This is a genomic window from Actinoplanes sp. NPDC049599 (assembly GCF_044465625.1).
Lineage (GTDB): Bacteria > Actinomycetota > Actinomycetes > Mycobacteriales > Micromonosporaceae > Actinoplanes.
This window is the reverse complement of record NZ_JBITLX010000007.1, coordinates 352,023-367,512: the sequence shown is the minus strand read 5'-3', so window position 1 is coordinate 367,512 and position 15,490 is coordinate 352,023. Positions and strand designations below refer to the sequence as shown.

Genomic DNA, 15,490 nt, shown 5'->3' with positions numbered 1-15,490 from the left:
TCATCGTTTTCCGTGACGGCCGGGAAACCCGCGCCGGGCTTCACTGCTTCCGGTGGCGGCCACCCGGCCGCCGGCGAGGAGACGACGATGCGAACCAGAACGATGGCCGCGGCCGGGCTGCTGCTGCTCCTGGCGGCGGCCGGCTGCGGGAAGGCGCCGGCCGGTGACCAGGTCGCCTCGGCGGGCGGCACACCGGCCGCGAGTGCCGGCGCGAGCGCGGCCGCCGACCGGGACGAGGACGCGCCGCTGAAGTTCTCCCAGTGCATGCGCGAGCAGGGCTTGACCTGGTTCCCCGACCCGAAACCGGACGGCGGGTTGCAGATCAAGGTCCCCAAGGGTACGGACAAGGCGAAGGTCGACGCGGCGATGGCGGCCTGCAAGCAGTGGGCGCCCGGCGGCGGTGACCACGGCCCGGCCGACCCGGAGCTGCTGGAACAGGCCCGGCGGATGGCGCAGTGCATGCGCGAGCACGGAGTGCCGGACTTCCCCGACCCGCAGGCCGACGGCAGCGTGCGGCTGGACGGCGACAAGATCGGCATGGGTCCCGGCGACCCGGCGTTCGACCAGGCCGACGAGGCCTGCGCGCAGTTCCGGCCGCAGGGCCGGGCCGGCAGCAACGAAGCGAGCGAGGGATGAGCCGCCGGCTGGGATACGCCGCGGCGGCGGTGGCGCTCACCGCCGGCGCCGCGACCGCGGTCGTGGTGGGCCTGCCGGACGCCCCGCAGCAGGCGGAGGTGTCCACGCCGCCGGCCACCGCGGCGGTGCGGCGGCAGACGCTGGTCGACACCGAGACCGCCGACGGCGAGTTGGGGTACGGCGACCCGACCAGCCACGCCGCCCGGCTCTCCGGCACCGTGACGGCGCTGGCGGCGGAGGGTGCGACCGTACGCCGGGGCCGGGCCCTCTACCGGATCGACGACGACCCGGTTGTGCTGCTGTACGGCTCCCTTCCCGCGTACCGGACACTGTCCACGGGGGACACGGGCAGGGACGTCGAGCAGTTCGAGAAGAACCTCCGGGCGCTCGGCTACCGCGGCTTCACCGTGGACCGGACGTACTCGTCGGCGACCGCGGCGGCCGTCCGGGACTGGCAGGACGATCTCGGGCTCGCCGAGACCGGCGGCGTCGACCCGGCGCGGATCGTCTACGCGGCGGGCGCGGTGCGGGTGGACAGCCGTACCGCCGCGCCGGGCGACGCCGCGCAACCCGGCACCGCCCTGCTGGACACCACCGGCACCGGCCGGGTCGCCACCGTCGAGCTGGACATCGCGGATCAGCGGCTCGCCCGCAAGGGCGCGGCCGTGCGGGTGACGCTGCCGGACGGCAAGGAGGTCACCGGGCGGATCAAACGGGTGGAGACCGTGGTCACCCCGGCGGAGGGTCAGCAGGAGGCGTCCACCAGCCTGGCGGTGACCATCGGGTTCACCGGCTCGCCGGCCGGGCCGGACCGGGCCGCGGTGAGCGTCGCGTTCACCGCCGCCACCCGCCCCGGCGTGCTGACCGTCCCGGTGCCGGCCCTGCTCGCGCTCGCCGAGGGCGGGTACGGCGTGCAGCTCGTTGACGGCGCCGGCACCCGGGTGGTCGCGGTGCGCACCGGCCTGTTCGCCGACGGCCGGGTCGAGGTGTCCGGCGCCGGGATCGCCGCCGGCGTGCAGGTGGGCATGCCGTCATGACCGTCATCGAGTTGACCCGCGCGACGAAGTCCTATCCCGGCGGTGTGACCGCGCTGGACGCCGTGGACCTGACCGTGGAGTACGGCGAGCTGGCCGCGGTGGTCGGCCCGTCCGGCTCGGGCAAGTCGACGATGCTGCACCTGATCGGCACGCTGGACCGGCCGTCGGCGGGCACCGTCCGGATCGACGGGCACGACGTGTCCCGGCTGTCCGACCGGCAGCTGTCGGCGTTGCGGGCGCGCCGGATCGGCTTCGTCTTCCAGCAGTTCCACCTCGCCCCGGGCCGCACCGCCGTCGCCAACGTGGCGGACGGCCTGCTGTATGCGGGCGTACCCCGCAAGGAGCGGGAGCGGCGCGCGGAGGCCGCCCTGCACCGGGTCGGCCTGGGCGCCCGGCTCGGGCACCGGCCGCACCAGCTCTCCGGCGGCGAACGGCAGCGGGTCGCGATCGCCCGGGCGGTGGCCGGCGATCCGGCCCTGCTGCTGGCCGACGAGCCGACCGGCAACCTGGACTCGGTCGCCGGGGCGGGGGTGGTCGAGCTGCTGCGGGACCTGCACGCGGGCGGCACCACGGTCCTGATGATCACGCACGACCGGGAGCTGGCGGCCGGCCTGCCCCGGCAGATCACGATGCGCGACGGGCGGGTGAGCTGACATGACGCTGCTGGCACCCGCCCGGCTGCACGCCGCCGACCTGATCCGGGTCGGCCTGTCCGCCCTGCGCGCCCGGCCGCTGCGCGCGGTGCTGTCGGCGCTCGGCATCGCGATCGGCATCGCGGCGATGACCGCGGTGGTCGGCATCTCCGCGTCCAGCCGCGCCGACCTGGACCGCACGCTGGCGGCGCTGGGTACGAACCTGCTGACGGTCGGCCCGGGCAACACCATGTTCGGCGACGCCGCGACCCTGCCGGACGATTCGGTGGAGATGATCGAGCGGATCGGCCCGGTGCGCGCGGCGGCCGCGACCGGCACGGTCCCGGACACGTCGGTGTATCGCACCGACGTGATCCCGTCCGCGCAGACCGGCGGCCTCGCCGTGGCGGCGGCCCAGCTCGACCTGCTGCCGACGGTGGGCGCCACGCTCGCGTCCGGGGCGTGGCTCAACGCGGCGACCGCGCGCTACCCGGCCGTGGTGCTCGGCGCGGTGGCGGCCCGGCGGCTGGGCCCGGTGCCGTCGGTCTACCTGGGCGGCCGGTGGTTCACCGTCACCGGCGTGCTCGACCCGGTGCCGCTGGCCCCGGAGCTCGACTCGGCGGCGCTGGTCGGCTGGCCGGCCGCGGCGGCGTACCTGGACTTCGACGGGCACCCGACGACCGTCTACACCCGGTCGGACGACGCGCAGGTCACGGCCGTGCGGCAGGTGCTCGCGGCGACCGCGAACCCGGAGAACCCGGACGAGGTCAAGGTCTCCCGCCCCTCGGACGCCCTGCGGGCCCGGCAGGCCACCGACCGCACCTTCACCCAGCTGCTGCTGGGGCTCGGCGCGGTGGCCCTGCTGGTGGGCGGGATCGGGGTCGCCAACACGATGGTGATCTCGGTGCTGGAACGGCGCGCGGAGATCGGCCTGCGCCGGGCCCTGGGTGCGACCCGGGGCCAGATCCGGGTGCAGTTCGTGGCCGAGTCGCTGCTGCTGTCGCTGGCCGGCGGGGCCGGGGGAGTGCTGCTCGGCTTCGCGGTGACCGCGCTCTACGCGGCGACCCGGACCTGGCCGGCCGTGGTGCCGGCCTGGGTGCTGCTGGGCGGGGTGGCCGCGACCGTGATGATCGGCGCGGTGGCCGGGCTCTACCCGGCGATCCGGGCGGCCCGGCTGGCGCCGACCGAGGCACTCGCCTCGGCCTGACGACCGGCCGGGCGCGCCGCCGCGCCCGGCCGGACACCGTCAGTACCGGCTGGATCCCCGGTCAGTCCTGCTCGGGTGCGTAGAACGCGGTGGTGGCGGCGACGGCCGCCGCCACCGCCTCCGGGTCGCCGCCGGCGGCTAGGTGGGCCTCGCCCCAGGCACGGGCGCTGCGCCGGCACAGCTCCCGGGCCTCCGGGGACGCCTCGAACGCGGCCGGGTCCGTGATGTCCTGCCCGGCCAGGTGCCGGCCCAGGCTCAGCAGGCCCAGGTCCCAGCCGACGCCGGTGGCGCCCGGGCCGTACTTTCCGAAGAACTCCTCCTCGATCACGGCGGCGTGCTCCAGCTCGAAGGTGGTGCCGCCGGCCGGGTCGGGCGCCAGCCGCACCGCGACCTCGCTGGTGCCCTCGGGTGCGTCCGGGCCGAGGAGCCACGACACCCGCAGCAGCCGGGGCGGCTCGCAGCCCAGGATCTCGCCGCCCGCGTTGCCCTCCAACTGGTAGCGGCCGCCCAGCCGCAGCTCCCCGCTGACCGGCAGGAACCAGCGCCGCAGCCGCTCGGCGGTGGTCAGGGCATCCCAGACGTCCTCGACCTCCGCGTCGTACCGGCGCCGCAGCACCACCGTGTAGGCCTCGCCGGCGGGCAGCTTGCCCCGGCCCAGCTCGCGGTGCATGGCGGTCAGCTCGTCGAGTACGTCCTTCATGGCTCATCCCTGTCGGTCGTCGGCGGATCGGTGCGGTTCGACTATGCCAGCCTCAACTTATATAAGGCAAGGCTGAAACGTCGGCGAGATACGTCCTGACGAGTGTCGGTCAGTTCGGCGGGTCTCGCAGCGCCCGCTCCTTGTCGTTCGGCTGCCCTTCCCGGGTCACCACCGAGCAGGATCTCACCGAAGCCGAGCAGGATCTCGCCGTGTTCAGCGCCCGGTCGCCGGTCACGTTCGCGCTCGTCGCGCCGGTGGACGTGCACAGCTTCGACTTCCTGTTCCCGACGCTGCAGGACGACGAGGCGAACCTGCTGCCGCAGGCGGCGAACACCCCGGCGCTGCTCAAGGTGCTGGGCGCCACGATGGTCGATCCCGACCGGCCCGGCGAGGACAGCCCGATCCCGGCACTACCAGCACATCGTGATCCACGACTTCCTCAAGCGGATTCAACCTCGGGCAGATCCCGGCCACCCTGGAGCTGCTGTTCACCTTCAGCGCGCTCTCCGGCGGGCTCGGCGACTTCGACACGCTGCCGGAGAACTGGATCATCGAGTGGGAGAACATCGTCGGCGCGGACGCGATGAGGACCCGCCGGATCGACACCACGCTCGCCACCACCGGTGACCGGGCGCTGTTCGGGCTGCGCAACCTCGAGGGCCGACCGGAGACGCCGCCGGACGCCGCGCGGCTCGCGGTCCGCAACCTGCTCCGCGGCTACCGGCTGCGCCTGCCCACCGGCTAGGCCGTCGCCGAGCTGCTCGGCCTGCCGGTGCTCGGCAAGGACGACGTGCTGGCCGCCGCGGGCAGCCAGGAGCAGGCCGACGCCCGGGAGGCCGGCGGGTTCGTCACCCGGACCCCGCTCTGGTACTACCTGCTGGCCGAGGCCGCGCACCACCACGGCGGCGACCGGCTGGGCCCGGTGGGCAGCACCATCGTCGCGGAGGTGCTGGTCGGGCTGGTCCGGCGCAGCGAGGACTCGATCCTCAAGCTGCCGGGCTGGACGCCGTCGCTGCCGGCCGCCGAGCCCGGCACCTTCGAACTGGCCGACCTGCTGCGCTTCGCGGGCGTGCTGGGGGACGCGGAGGCCCCCCGGACGTACCCGGTGCGGCGCGGCGACACGCTCAGCGGCATCGCCGACGCCGAGCTCGGCGACGCCCGCCGGTGGACCGAGATCTTCCTGCTCAACCGCGCGGAGATCCGCGACCCGAACCGGATCTTCCCCGGTCAGGTCCTGGTGCTGCCGCCGGAATGACCGGTTGCCGGGCGCGCACCGGGCACAGTGGTGCGCGCCCGGCGGCCACCGGTCAGCGGGTGATGCGGTCGAGCCACTCGCCGAGCAGCACCTTCTCGCCGGAGCTGAGCTGCGGCACCCGGGGCAGCGCGGCACGCAATGCCACGGCGGCGGTCACCGGCCCCGGCTCGCGGCCGGCCGGCGGGTCGGTGCTGATCGCCGCGATGACCGCCTCCCGGGCGGTCGCCGACAGGGCCGGCTCGCGCTGCTCCGGCGGGGTGGTGATGAGGGCCAGCGTGGTGCCGGAACCGGCGGCGTGCACGAGCGCGGCGGCGAGCGCCTCGGGCACCCGCAGCCGGCCCGCCTCGGCGATCCGCCGGATGTGGCCGGCCAGCACGTCGGCGGCTGCGCGGTGGGCCGCCGGCACGGAGGCGTCCGCCCGCAGCCGGCCGTACATGAGCGTGTAGAGGGCGGGGTTTGCCAGGCCCAGGTCGACGTGCAGGTCCCAGCCGCGGCGCAGGTCCTCGACCGGGTCGCCGGAGGACGGCACCGCGGTCTTGGTGGCGAGGTAACGCTGGAACCCGTGCTCCGCGACGGCGTCGAGCAGGCCCTGCTTGTCGCCGAAGAAGCGGTAGAGGGTGGGCGGCTGCACCCCGGCGGCGGCGCTGACCGCGCGCGTGGAGACCGCCTCCTCGCCGTCCCTGGAGAGCAGGTCGAGGGCTGCCGTGATGATGCGCTCGCGGAGGTCGCCGGGTGTCACGTCACCAACGATAACGCACTCTTGTTTCCATCGGTAATTCCACTGATATGGTAGAGGCGTTATCAGTGATAAATCGAGGGAGGCGACCATGATCATCGTGACCGGGGTGAGTGGGCAGCTCGGCGGCGCCGTGCTCCGCAACCTGCTGGAACGCGTACCGGTGGAGCAGGTCGGGGTGAGCGCCCGCGAGCCGGGCAAGCTCGCCGGCCTGGAGCAGCGCGGGGTCCGGGTCCGGCACGGCGACTACACCGACCGCGCGAGCCTGGAACGGGCCTTCGAGGGCGCGACGACCGTGCTGATCGTCTCGGCGAACAGCACCGGCGCGGAGGCGGTCCGGGGGCACCGCACCGCGATCGGGGCCGCCACCGCGGCGGGCGCGAAGCGGATCGTCTACACCAGCCACATGGGCGCGAGCGCGTCGTCGCCGTTCCCGCCGATGCCCGACCACGCCGCCACCGAGGAGGCGCTGCGGGAGTCCGGCACCGCGTACACCGCGCTGCGCAACGGCTTCTACGCCTCGACGGTGCCGATGCTGCTGCGGCACGCGCTGGAGACCGGCGAGCTGCGGGTGCCGGCGGACGGGCCGGTGGCCTGGACCGCCCACGCCGACCTCGCCGAGGCGGCCGCGCGGATCCTGGCCGACGGTGGGTCCGGCGCGCACACCCCGCCGCTGACCGGCCCGGACGCGGTCGACATGGCCCGGGTGGCCGCGATCGCCTCGGCGCTCACCGGCCGGACCGTCCGGCACGTCGTGGTGCCGGACGAGGAGTACCGCGCCGGGCTGCTCGCGGCCGGGCTGCCCGCGCCGGTCGCCGACATGCTGACCGGGCTGTTCGCGGCGAGCCGGCGCGGCGACTTCGGGCCCGCCGATCCCGCGCTGGGCGAGCTGCTCGGCCGTCCCCTGGTCACCATCGAGGACTACCTGCGCGGCGCGCTCGCCGGCTGATCCCCGTCGGTGAGTGCCGGGGTCAGGGCCTGGTCGGTCAGGGGCTCGCCGCGGCCGACCCGGTCGGCGGTGGTCCTCGCCCAGGCCGTCAGCGCCGTCACCGGCACGTCGTGCGGCGGGGCGGCGGCGTAGGGCTCGATCCGGTCGGCGGCCCGCCGGAGCAGCCGGGCGGCGCCGGCGGTGTTGCCCCGCCGGGCGTGGGTCAGGCCCACCGCCAGCTGGGCCATGCCCCGCCAGAACTCCCGCTCGGGCTCCCCGGCCGCCTTCCAGGTCGCCTCGAGGACCTCGTGGGCGTGGAACGGCCGCCCGCCGTCGAGCAGCCGCTGCGCCTCGCGGAGCGCCTCGGCCGGCGGCAGGATCAGGTCGTCCGGCGTGGTGGGCACGCCGGTCATGCCCTTCGGCAGCGGTCTGCCGAGGCCGTCCCGGGGCCGGGCGTTGCGGGGGCGCCCGGCGGCGTCCCGGTCCCGGGCCCCGAGGGTGGGTGGGCCGGGCTCGGGGCTCGGCGCGGTCGGTTCCATGGGCCGATTCTTCCCCAGCCGCGGCCCGCCGGCATGCGGGTGGGGCCGGCCGGTGCGGGCGATTGCTGGTGATAAAGCCATTTCCGCGAATCGGTCGCCGGCCGCCCGGCCGGGTGAATCCCCGCCGCGCCAGGGCCGGATCCCGCAGGTCACTCCGGTGCGAAAGGGGTTACGGGCGGCGCCTGTCGGATGCCTTTCCGCACGCCCGGCGAATGCCGGTCCAGAATGTTCTGGCCCGGCCGGGTCTCCTGTTCATCTCACCATTTCCTGTGGAAGCAGACGATGACCAATTCTCCGGAATACTTCCAGAATGTCGCCTCGGGGAACGCCCGGGTCGGCGTGCAGGCCGGACACATCTCCGGTGGCGTGTTCTCGGGTGCGCCGCCGGATGCGCGTCCCGCTGACGTCGCCGCCGCCCTGGACGAGCTGCTGGCCGCGCTCCGGGCCGCGTACGAGCACGGCGAGCTCGACCGCGAGACGCTGGCCGACTCCGAGCACGAGGTCGGGGTGACCCGGACCGCGCTCGCCTCGGCGGATCCGGAGCAGCACGGCCGGGCGGTGCGCGCGCTGCGCAAGCTCGGCGGGCTCGTCGGCGGACTGGCCGGGTCCGGCACGGCGGTGGCGACCCTCCTGGCCCAGGTGGAACGGCTGACCTCGTGACCGGCTGGACCGAGCCGGGGCAGCACACCAACGTCGCCGCCGACGACGCCCAGGTCGGGTTCCAGATCGGCGTCATGCACGTGGACGCGAGCGTGTACCAGGTCCGGGAGGGCGCCACCACCGAGGAGAAGTTCCGAGTCGCGGTGAACTACCTGCATGGCGGGTCGGCCGAGGAGGCGCGTCGGCGCCTGCAGGCGGTGGCCTTCGAGGACCGGTACGCGTCCGCCGAGGTCGCGTACCACCTGGCGTTGTCCGTGCTGAGCGGGCGCACCCTGGCCAACCTCGACGACGAGGACCTGCGGGTGCTGGACCGGGCGTTCGCGATGGGCGACGGCTATCCCAGCGGCCGCTGGTGGCGCTGCGTCGCGGCGCTGCGGCTGCTGGTCGACGCCCTGCTCACGGTCGGCCCGGACGGGCAGCCCGGGCACGCGGCGATGACCACCGCGCTGCAGTCCTACGACCGGCTGCCCGACGCCGACCGCCGGGAGATCGAGCACCACCTGCGGCTGATCCTGTCCGGCGTGGCGCAGGACCACATCGAGGCCGGCACCGCCGAGCACGTCCGGGTCGAGCGGATGGCGGCCGACCGGCGCACCCGGGTGCCGAAGTTCTTCGAGCCCGACCCGGTCCCGCCGGTCGCCAAGGTGGCCCGGGCCGCGCCGGCCGAGCGGATCTGGGGCGCCCTGCTCGGCGGCGGCGCGCTCGCCCTGGCCGGCCTGCTGATGCTGGTCGCGGCCCTGGCCGACGCCAACCCCGCGGTGGGCGTGGCGGTCCTGTTGCTGCTGGCCGGCGGGGGATACGCGGTGGTCCGGCACGGCGTCGAGCGGGCCTTCCTGCGCGGCCGCCGGGCGGCCAAGGAGGCCGAGCTCACCACCGGGGTACGGGCGGAGTTCACCCGCCCGCCCGGCGCCCGGCTGAGCCCGGGCTTCCCCGGCGCCGCCACTGCGATGATCGACGCCGCGTTCACCGAGCGGCAGCCGTCCGACCCGCAGGGCCGCGACGCCTTCTGGCGTGACACCGGCGGGCTCCGCAACGCGCTGCACGGCGACCTCGTCGACCTGTACGGCCACCAGGGCGTCCGGCCGGGCGCCCTGCGCTGGCTGGTCCGCCACCACGCCGACGACATCGCGGGCCGGTGGCGGGCCGGCACGCTCGACGACTTCCGCCGCGCCCCGCGTACCGCGCTGCCACCGGCCTTCCTCGGCGGGCTCGCCGCGCTGGCCTGCGCCGCCGTGCTCGCGGCCCTGACCATGACCCCGGCGATCTTCTGCGCGGCCGTCGTCGCCGTGCCGATGCTGGTGTTCGGGGCGCGGTTCGCCCAGCGCGGCGCCGTGCTGCTGTACGGCGAACGCCGCCGGCTGGGCCTGGACGCCGCCGAGTTCGCCCAGCGCTGGGCCGCGGAGTGCGCCGCCCACGAGCGCTGGGTCGGCTGGCTGGCCGACCGGCCCACCGACGTGGAGATGGGCCGCTGGCTGGACCTCGATCTCGCGTACTGGAAGCGTCAGGTGCTCGGCGAGTACCGGCTGTCCAACCGGGACATCTTCGCGCACCTGGCGCTCACCGAGGCGGCGCCGGGCAGCCTGCGGGCCCGGGACGTGGGCGGGCCGTTCCGGCACTCGGCGTACTCGGTGCTGCTGTTCCTGCTGACCGAGGGCGGTGTGCGGCAGGTGAAGGTGCGGCTCGATTTCGCCACCGGCGCGTTCTCGGCCGAGCAGCGCACCACCTTCCGCTACGACGCCATCGCCTCCGTGCGGGTCAGCGAGGTCGGCGTCCGCTACGACGACGGGCAGCGCCGGGTGGTCTCCGAGGAGCAGGCGTACGCGCTGCCGCAGAAGATCGTCACCCACCAGGCCTTCGCGCTCACGCTGGTCAACGGCCAGACCATCCGGGTGCTGCTGGACACCTTCCAGGGTGAGCTGCTGGACCTGCGGGAGACCGCCGAGCAGCTGGCCGCGCTGGCGCTGGACGCCGCCGGGGTGACCAGCGCGCTGCGGATCCTGGAGGCGGTCGCGGCGGACGGCCGGGACTGGATCCTGCTGGAGCGCCGGCGGCTGCACCGCCGGGTCCCCGCGGCGCGCCAGATGCCGCCCCGGGGCACGGTGGTGGAGCTGCCCGGGACCGACGCTCCGGCCCCGGGCAGCTCCCGGCCCTGGTGAGCCGTCAGCGGGGTGTCCGGCGGCGCAGGGTGTAGACCTTGGCCTCCCAGGCGTACAGGGGCTCGCGGCCGGCCCACTCCGCCGGCACCGCGCGGTGCTGGGTCACCTCCCACCACTCGTGGCCCGGCGGGGTGGCCGGCCAGCCCGGCACCACGTACTCGTCGCCCGGGTGCTGGCTCCAGCCGGAGAAGTTCGCCACCACGACCACCGGGTCGGCCGGGTCGGCGCCGCGCTGCCACACCAGCACCCGGCGGCCGTCGGTCAGGTCGGTGTGCAGGAACGTGGTGTCGTTGACCGCGAGCGCCGCCGAGGTGTGCCGCAGCCGCACGAGCCGGGCGGTGTAGTCGAAGATCCGCCGCCGCCACGGGTCGTCGAGCCGGTCGAAGTTCACCGGGTCGATCTGCTTGGCCGGGTGCTCCACCGGCAGGTCGTGGTCGTCCGCGAACTCCTCGCCGGCCAGGATCATCGGGATGCCGACCGCGGTCAGCAGGCAGACGAAGCCGAGCTTGATCCGCTGCTCGGTCTGCCAGACGCCGTTGTCGTGCAGGAACCGCTGCAGCCGCTGCTTGCGGAAGCCCTCCACGTCGTGCGAGGTGAGGTAGTTGACCGCCTGGGCGCCGTCGGTGAAGCCCAGCCGGCGGCAGTCGATCATCCGGTGGACGGTCTCCTCGAACGACCCCTCACCCTCGCCGACCTCGCCCAGCAGGGCGCTGCGCACCAGGTAGAGGAACCGCTCGTTCCACAGCGCGTCGAGCCGGCGCTGCCGCACCAGATCCACCGGTACGGCCAGCTCCTCACCGACCACCAGGAACCGCTCCTCGCCGCCGCCGGGGTCCCGCCGCCGGTGCAGCCCCCGCGCGTACGCGGTGAACTCCCCGACGAAGTCCCAGTTGCCGACGTTGTTGACGCTGTCCACCCGGATCGAGTCGATGCCGTGGTCGAGGATCCAGCCGGCGATCTGCGCCTTGTGGAACTGCCGGGCCGGCTCCAGCGGGCCGTCCTTGCCCTCGACCGGGTCGTAGCCCTCGGTCCAGAAGTTGTACTTCCACAGGTTGCCGCCCCAGTCCTGGCGGCCGGCCTGCTCGGGATCGCCCACCCCCGGCCGGACGAAGAAGTCCGGATAGTTGATCTCGCGGTACGGCGCGCGCTGGGCGAACGCCATCACCACGTCGTAGCCGAACCGGATGCCGGCGGCGTGACAGGCGTCCACCAGTTCGGCCAGCGTGCGCTGCGGCGCCGGCGCGCTGAACCCGGCGGGGAAGGACAGGTCCTGGTCCGGGGCGAGGTAGTTGCTGGTCGCGTACCCCCACTCGCGGATCACGTGGGTGTCGGCGATCGGGTTGAGCTCCAGCGTGCTGATGCCGAGCTCGCGCAGGTGCGCCCGGCCCGGCTCCAGGGCCCGCACGCCGCGCAGGTTGGCCGGCTCGGCGTCCGGGTCGATCAGCGCGAGCACGTCCGGGAAGGTGCCGACGGCGAACTCGGCGCCGCCACCGGGCGAGCGGCGCGCCCAGGTGGTCGGCAGCTTGTAGTAGACGGTCCGGTTGTTGGCCGGCAGGTCGGGCGCGGGGGCCGGGGGAGCGGGCTCGGCGCCGTCCGGGTCGCACCGGCGCAGCTCGCCGTCGCGCCACTTGACCACCCCGGCCGGCCACCGGTCCTCCCCGGTGTACGGCGGGCCCAGGCGCGGCGAGAGCAGCCGCCAGTCCACCGTGGTGGCGAACGGGTCGGTGCGCTGGATCCGGGCGCCGGGCCCGGCCGGGCGGGAGTCGGTGACCTCGAACCAGTAGTGGTACACCTGGCCGTCGGTCAGCCCGCAGTCGGCGGCCGGCACGGTCCACAGGTCGTGCAGGCCGGGCGCGAGGCGCAGCTCGACGAGCGCCGGGTGGATCAGCGCCGGCGGGTTGCCCGCGGCGTAGACCCCGATCACCAGGCGCGGCACCGGGTCGGTGACCCGCGGCCGCCAGAGCACGAAGTCGGTGCGGCGGCGGGCGAACAGGTCCGGCTCGATCATCGGACCGTCATCCCGGCGAGGACGGCGTTGGCCACGGCCAGGTTGGTGACGTCGGAGTGGTTCGTCACGAACTTGTCCGCGTGCAGGTTGTGCACCCGGCCCGGCCGGAACGCGTACGTGGTGTGCTCGTCGCCCAGCTCGCCGGCGACCGCCTCGGCCGTGCCGACCGCCCCGTTGGCGCCCAGCCCGCCGTACGGGTCACCCGGGTCGCCCAGCCCGGACGCCACCTGGTTCGCCAGCCGCGAGGCCAGCGCGTACGCCAGGCCCACCGCCTTGTCGTTGTGGGTGTGCGTGACCACGACCGGCCCGCGCAGGTGCCCGCCGGTGAGCAACCGCCGGAAGGCGCCGTCCGGCATCTTCAGCCGGTCGTCGCGGGCGGCCAGCCCACGGTGGCTGAAGGCGCCCTGCAGCAACGCCAGCGAGCTGATCGGCGCGCTGCTGGTGGCCGCCGCCATGGCGACCACCCGGGCGCCGAACGAGTGGCCGGCCAGGTGCACCCGGACGTCCGGGTGGGTGCCGGCGATCGTGTCCAGCAGCGCCGCGACGCCGCGCGCGCCGACGTCGCCGGCCCGGGACTTCATCGAGTAGAAGGTGGTGATGTTGAGCAGTTCCTCGGCCGCCTTGAGCGGGCTCTTGCGGAAGAAGTCGAACAGCCCGGTGGCCGCCGCGCCGGTGCCGGCCAGCGGGTCGGGCAGCGGGGCGAACGGCGAGTTGCTGTCGTCCGGCGGCGGCGCGGGCCGGGCGCCGAGCTGCTGGGCCAGGTCCCGTTCGGCCTCCTCGGCGGCGCCGAAGACGGCGCCGGTGTCGCCCTCGCGCAGGGTCAGCGGCGGCGCGTCGTCGTCCGCGACGGCGGGCTGCGGGGGCAGCTGCCCCCGCAGCAGCGCCAGGAACTCGTCGCGTGCCTCGGCCGAGTCGTCCAGCCGATCGGCGAGGTCGCGCATCCGGCGCGCCGCGACCGGGTCCTCGACGGTCTCGGTGACCCGGGCCTTGAGGTCGGCGGCCGGCGCGCCGGCCGCGGACAGCCCGTGCCCGGCCACGTCGTCGTCGTTGGTGGTCCACTTCCGGGACGGCCACAGCAGCCCGACCACGGTGAGCCGGCGGCCGCCGTCCGCCCGGGCGGCGGTCAGCGTGGCGATGTTGTCGACGAGCCGGGTGTACATCCGCTCGGCGCCGGCGATGTCGTTGTTCCAGCCGTGCGAGATCAGCAGCACGTCGGTCCCCGTGCCGATCATGGCGAGCGCGGCGGCGACCTGCGAACGGTCGGCCTGCTCGCCGGTGCGGGTGAACTCCACGGCGGTGTACGGAAGCTTCATGGCGATTCCTCGGTGTGCTCTGGTGGCTACACGGACTGGATGGCGCGCATGGCATCAACGAGGCCCGCGCCCTGGAAGTTGGCCGCCCGGCCCAGGTCGGTGGCGGTGGACATCAGCGCCTTGCCGACCGCCTGCGGCTTGCCGATGAACTCGCGGTGCACCGACAGGAAGGCGGCGGCCGCGCCGGAGACGTGCGGCGCGGCCATCGAGGTGCCCGAGTTCTCGATGTAGGTCGCCGCGGAGGAGACCCGCCGGGCCTCCTCGAGCAGCGCGCCGGCGGCGGCGCTGACCACCCGTTCGCCCGGCGCGACCAGGTCCGGCTTCATCCGGCCGTCGCCGGTCGGGCCCTTGGAGGAGAAGTACGAGACGCCGGTGGAGTGCGGCGACGACGAGGTGGAGCCGACGGTCAGCGCCAGCGCGGCGTTGCCCGGGTCGTTGATCGTCATGTCGAAGCCGAGCCGGATCGGCCGGGTCTTGCGGTCGGTCGCGTACCCGTAGCCGGTGTTCCCGGCCGCGACCACCACGAGCACGCCCGAGCGCACCAGGTTGTCCACCTCCCGGCAGACCGGCGTCAGGCCGGTCGCGAACCAGCTCGGGTCGAACGGATGGCCGACCGAGATGTTCACGCCGTGCACCTGCAGGTCCCGGCCGCCGTGGTTGAGGTCGGCGATGTACTGCAGCGCGGCGAGCAGGCCGGTCAGGTCGCCGGACTCGTCGGCGCGCAGCACCTTGCAGGACAGCAGCTTGCACTCCGGCGCCATCCCGGAGATCGACGGGAAGGTCGTCTCCCGGGTGCGCAGCTGGCCGGCGTTGTCGTCCCAGTACGCCACCAGCCCGGTCAGGCTCTGCCCCGGCTCGGCGGTCTGCGCCCCGGCCAGGATGCCGGCGACGTGGGTGCCGTGCCCGGCCTCGTCGCGCAGCGCCAGCGCGTCGTCGGCGTCCACGAAGGAGCGGTGCGGCAGGCCGACCAGGTTCTTGTGCTGCTCGAAGTGCGGATGGGTGCCGTCGATGCCGGAGTCCAGCACGGCCCACACCAGGCCCCGGCCGGTGGCGTTGAACGAGCGGTGCACGGCCTGGCACTTGGTGGTGACGACCGTACGGGTGATCAGCGCGGAGATCCGGAAGTTCGGCCAGATCCGGTAGATCGCGTCGCGGGCCGCGCGGACGGTCTCGGTCGGCGAGCCGTTCGGCTCCTCCGCCGACGCGCCGTCCAGCCGGATCAGCCGGCGGATCTCCTCGGCGGTCAGCGCCGTGGTGACGTACGCGTTGGTCACGACGATCGGCGGCGCGCCCTCCTCGGGGTGGATCCGCCGGACCAGTTGCCGCACCCGGGCGGCCGCGGCCGGCAGCCCGTCCGGATACCGCAGGCGCAGCTCGATGACCACGCCGATCGGCTGGTCGTCCTGGGCCATCCGCTCGCGCAGCGGCGGCGAGATCACCGAGTCGGCCACCAGGGTCGGCGAGGCCGGCACGTGGTTGCCGGCCTGCCCGGGACCCTCCGGCGCGCCGACCGGCTGGTCCGCGGCCGCGGCGTGCGGGCCGAACTCGCTGGGGAACCGCACGGATCCGTCGGGGCGCGGCTGGTCGGTCATCGGGTGCTCCGTCCTGCGGGCGCGGGGCGCCCTCGAACGGCCATCGTGACCCCGCCCGGGCCCGGAAAGCTTTCGGGTATTCCTCAGTTCC

At 74.9% G+C, this 15,490-nt stretch carries 16 protein-coding genes; 9 read left to right on the top strand and 7 right to left on the bottom strand.

Annotation, left to right across the window (positions count from 1 at the left end; genetic code table 11):
* Positions 1–87: 87 nt before the first annotated feature.
* Genes ACIBQZ_RS16570 through ACIBQZ_RS16555 form a run of 4 tightly spaced genes read left to right on the top strand, consistent with a single transcriptional unit; the run spans position 88 to position 3,512 of the window.
* A complete protein-coding gene (locus tag ACIBQZ_RS16570; RefSeq protein WP_396089481.1) occupies positions 88–636 on the top strand; it encodes a hypothetical protein in 549 nt (182 codons plus the stop codon).
* Complete coding sequence (locus ACIBQZ_RS16565; RefSeq protein ID WP_396089480.1) at positions 633–1,673, top strand: peptidoglycan-binding protein; 1,041 nt, start codon at positions 633–635, stop codon at positions 1,671–1,673. The genes ACIBQZ_RS16570 and ACIBQZ_RS16565 overlap by 4 nt, the downstream gene beginning before the upstream one ends.
* Entirely contained in the window at positions 1,670–2,326 is a 657-nt protein-coding gene (locus ACIBQZ_RS16560) for an ABC transporter ATP-binding protein (RefSeq protein ID WP_396089479.1), read from the top strand. Before ACIBQZ_RS16565 ends, ACIBQZ_RS16560 begins: the two co-directional genes overlap by 4 nt.
* 1 nt (position 2,327) lies before the next feature.
* The gene (locus ACIBQZ_RS16555; RefSeq protein ID WP_396089478.1) at positions 2,328–3,512 is read left to right on the top strand and encodes an ABC transporter permease; all 1,185 of its coding nucleotides are present in this window, start codon (positions 2,328–2,330) and stop codon (positions 3,510–3,512) included.
* Positions 3,513–3,573: 61 nt separating this feature from the next.
* On the opposite strand, the gene ACIBQZ_RS16550 is transcribed toward ACIBQZ_RS16555, so the two are convergent.
* Together ACIBQZ_RS16550 and ACIBQZ_RS16545 are read right to left on the bottom strand one after the other, a co-directional pair.
* Complete coding sequence (locus ACIBQZ_RS16550) at positions 3,574–4,212, bottom strand: SRPBCC family protein (RefSeq protein ID WP_396089477.1); 639 nt, start codon at positions 4,210–4,212, stop codon at positions 3,574–3,576.
* A 109-nt stretch (positions 4,213–4,321) separates the two neighbouring features.
* A complete protein-coding gene (locus ACIBQZ_RS16545) occupies positions 4,322–4,576 on the bottom strand; it encodes a hypothetical protein (RefSeq protein ID WP_396089476.1) in 255 nt (84 codons plus the stop codon).
* A 219-nt stretch (positions 4,577–4,795) separates the two neighbouring features.
* Here ACIBQZ_RS16545 and ACIBQZ_RS16540 point away from each other — a divergent pair, with 219 nt between their 5' ends.
* The gene (locus ACIBQZ_RS16540) at positions 4,796–4,957 is read left to right on the top strand and encodes a hypothetical protein (protein WP_396089475.1); all 162 of its coding nucleotides are present in this window, start codon (positions 4,796–4,798) and stop codon (positions 4,955–4,957) included.
* A 27-nt stretch (positions 4,958–4,984) separates the two neighbouring features.
* The gene (locus tag ACIBQZ_RS16535; RefSeq protein ID WP_396089474.1) at positions 4,985–5,467 is read left to right on the top strand and encodes a LysM peptidoglycan-binding domain-containing protein; all 483 of its coding nucleotides are present in this window, start codon (positions 4,985–4,987) and stop codon (positions 5,465–5,467) included.
* A 52-nt stretch (positions 5,468–5,519) separates the two neighbouring features.
* Here ACIBQZ_RS16535 and ACIBQZ_RS16530 read toward each other — a convergent pair whose 3' ends face one another.
* Positions 5,520–6,206, bottom strand: a complete 687-nt coding sequence (locus ACIBQZ_RS16530; protein ID WP_396089472.1) for a TetR/AcrR family transcriptional regulator — start codon at positions 6,204–6,206, stop codon at positions 5,520–5,522.
* Positions 6,207–6,294: 88 nt separating this feature from the next.
* Here ACIBQZ_RS16530 and ACIBQZ_RS16525 point away from each other — a divergent pair, with 88 nt between their 5' ends.
* Entirely contained in the window at positions 6,295–7,152 is an 858-nt protein-coding gene (locus ACIBQZ_RS16525) for an NAD(P)H-binding protein (protein WP_396089470.1), read from the top strand.
* Here the strand turns inward: ACIBQZ_RS16525 and ACIBQZ_RS16520 are convergent.
* Positions 7,125–7,670 carry a DUF309 domain-containing protein gene (locus tag ACIBQZ_RS16520; RefSeq protein ID WP_396089469.1) on the bottom strand — a complete coding sequence of 182 codons (546 nt, stop codon included), beginning with the start codon at positions 7,668–7,670 and terminating at the stop codon, positions 7,125–7,127. The two genes, ACIBQZ_RS16525 and ACIBQZ_RS16520, sit on opposite strands and share 28 nt — an antisense overlap.
* A 282-nt stretch (positions 7,671–7,952) precedes the next feature.
* Between ACIBQZ_RS16520 and ACIBQZ_RS16515 the strand changes: the two genes are divergently transcribed.
* Together ACIBQZ_RS16515 and ACIBQZ_RS16510 are read left to right on the top strand one after the other, a co-directional pair.
* Positions 7,953–8,330, top strand: coding sequence for a hypothetical protein (locus ACIBQZ_RS16515; RefSeq protein ID WP_396089468.1), 378 nt, complete (start codon positions 7,953–7,955; stop codon positions 8,328–8,330).
* Complete coding sequence (locus tag ACIBQZ_RS16510) at positions 8,327–10,486, top strand: hypothetical protein (RefSeq protein WP_396089467.1); 2,160 nt, start codon at positions 8,327–8,329, stop codon at positions 10,484–10,486. The genes ACIBQZ_RS16515 and ACIBQZ_RS16510 overlap by 4 nt, the downstream gene beginning before the upstream one ends.
* A 4-nt stretch (positions 10,487–10,490) precedes the next feature.
* Here ACIBQZ_RS16510 and ACIBQZ_RS16505 read toward each other — a convergent pair whose 3' ends face one another.
* From ACIBQZ_RS16505 to ACIBQZ_RS16495, 3 genes are read right to left on the bottom strand one after another with little or no spacing between them, the layout of a single operon-like run.
* Positions 10,491–12,494, bottom strand: coding sequence for an alpha-amylase family glycosyl hydrolase (locus ACIBQZ_RS16505; RefSeq protein ID WP_396089466.1), 2,004 nt, complete (start codon positions 12,492–12,494; stop codon positions 10,491–10,493).
* The gene (locus tag ACIBQZ_RS16500; RefSeq protein ID WP_396089465.1) at positions 12,491–13,807 is read right to left on the bottom strand and encodes an alpha/beta fold hydrolase; all 1,317 of its coding nucleotides are present in this window, start codon (positions 13,805–13,807) and stop codon (positions 12,491–12,493) included. The genes ACIBQZ_RS16505 and ACIBQZ_RS16500 overlap by 4 nt, the downstream gene beginning before the upstream one ends.
* A gap of 26 nt (positions 13,808–13,833) precedes the next feature.
* Positions 13,834–15,399: a S8 family peptidase gene (locus ACIBQZ_RS16495; protein ID WP_396089464.1), complete on the bottom strand. Its 1,566-nt coding sequence runs from the start codon at positions 15,397–15,399 to the stop codon at positions 13,834–13,836.
* Positions 15,400–15,490: the final 91 nt, after the last annotated feature.

What these genes read in the sequence shown, in the direction of transcription:
- ACIBQZ_RS16570 (WP_396089481.1), top strand. Translation starts at nt 88, where the DNA reads ATGCGAACCAGAACGATGGCCGCGGCCGGGCTGCTGCTGCTCCTGGCG.
- ACIBQZ_RS16565 (WP_396089480.1), top strand. Translation starts at nt 633, where the DNA reads ATGAGCCGCCGGCTGGGATACGCCGCGGCGGCGGTGGCGCTCACCGCC.
- ACIBQZ_RS16560 (WP_396089479.1), top strand. Translation starts at nt 1,670, where the DNA reads ATGACCGTCATCGAGTTGACCCGCGCGACGAAGTCCTATCCCGGCGGT.
- ACIBQZ_RS16555 (WP_396089478.1), top strand. Translation starts at nt 2,328, where the DNA reads ATGACGCTGCTGGCACCCGCCCGGCTGCACGCCGCCGACCTGATCCGG.
- ACIBQZ_RS16550 (WP_396089477.1), bottom strand. Translation starts at nt 4,212, where the DNA reads ATGAAGGACGTACTCGACGAGCTGACCGCCATGCACCGCGAGCTGGGC.
- ACIBQZ_RS16540 (WP_396089475.1), top strand. Translation starts at nt 4,796, where the DNA reads ATGAGGACCCGCCGGATCGACACCACGCTCGCCACCACCGGTGACCGG.
- ACIBQZ_RS16525 (WP_396089470.1), top strand. Translation starts at nt 6,295, where the DNA reads ATGATCATCGTGACCGGGGTGAGTGGGCAGCTCGGCGGCGCCGTGCTC.
- ACIBQZ_RS16520 (WP_396089469.1), bottom strand. Translation starts at nt 7,670, where the DNA reads ATGGAACCGACCGCGCCGAGCCCCGAGCCCGGCCCACCCACCCTCGGG.
- ACIBQZ_RS16515 (WP_396089468.1), top strand. Translation starts at nt 7,953, where the DNA reads ATGACCAATTCTCCGGAATACTTCCAGAATGTCGCCTCGGGGAACGCC.
- ACIBQZ_RS16505 (WP_396089466.1), bottom strand. Translation starts at nt 12,494, where the DNA reads ATGATCGAGCCGGACCTGTTCGCCCGCCGCCGCACCGACTTCGTGCTC.
- ACIBQZ_RS16500 (WP_396089465.1), bottom strand. Translation starts at nt 13,807, where the DNA reads ATGAAGCTTCCGTACACCGCCGTGGAGTTCACCCGCACCGGCGAGCAG.
- ACIBQZ_RS16495 (WP_396089464.1), bottom strand. Translation starts at nt 15,399, where the DNA reads ATGACCGACCAGCCGCGCCCCGACGGATCCGTGCGGTTCCCCAGCGAG.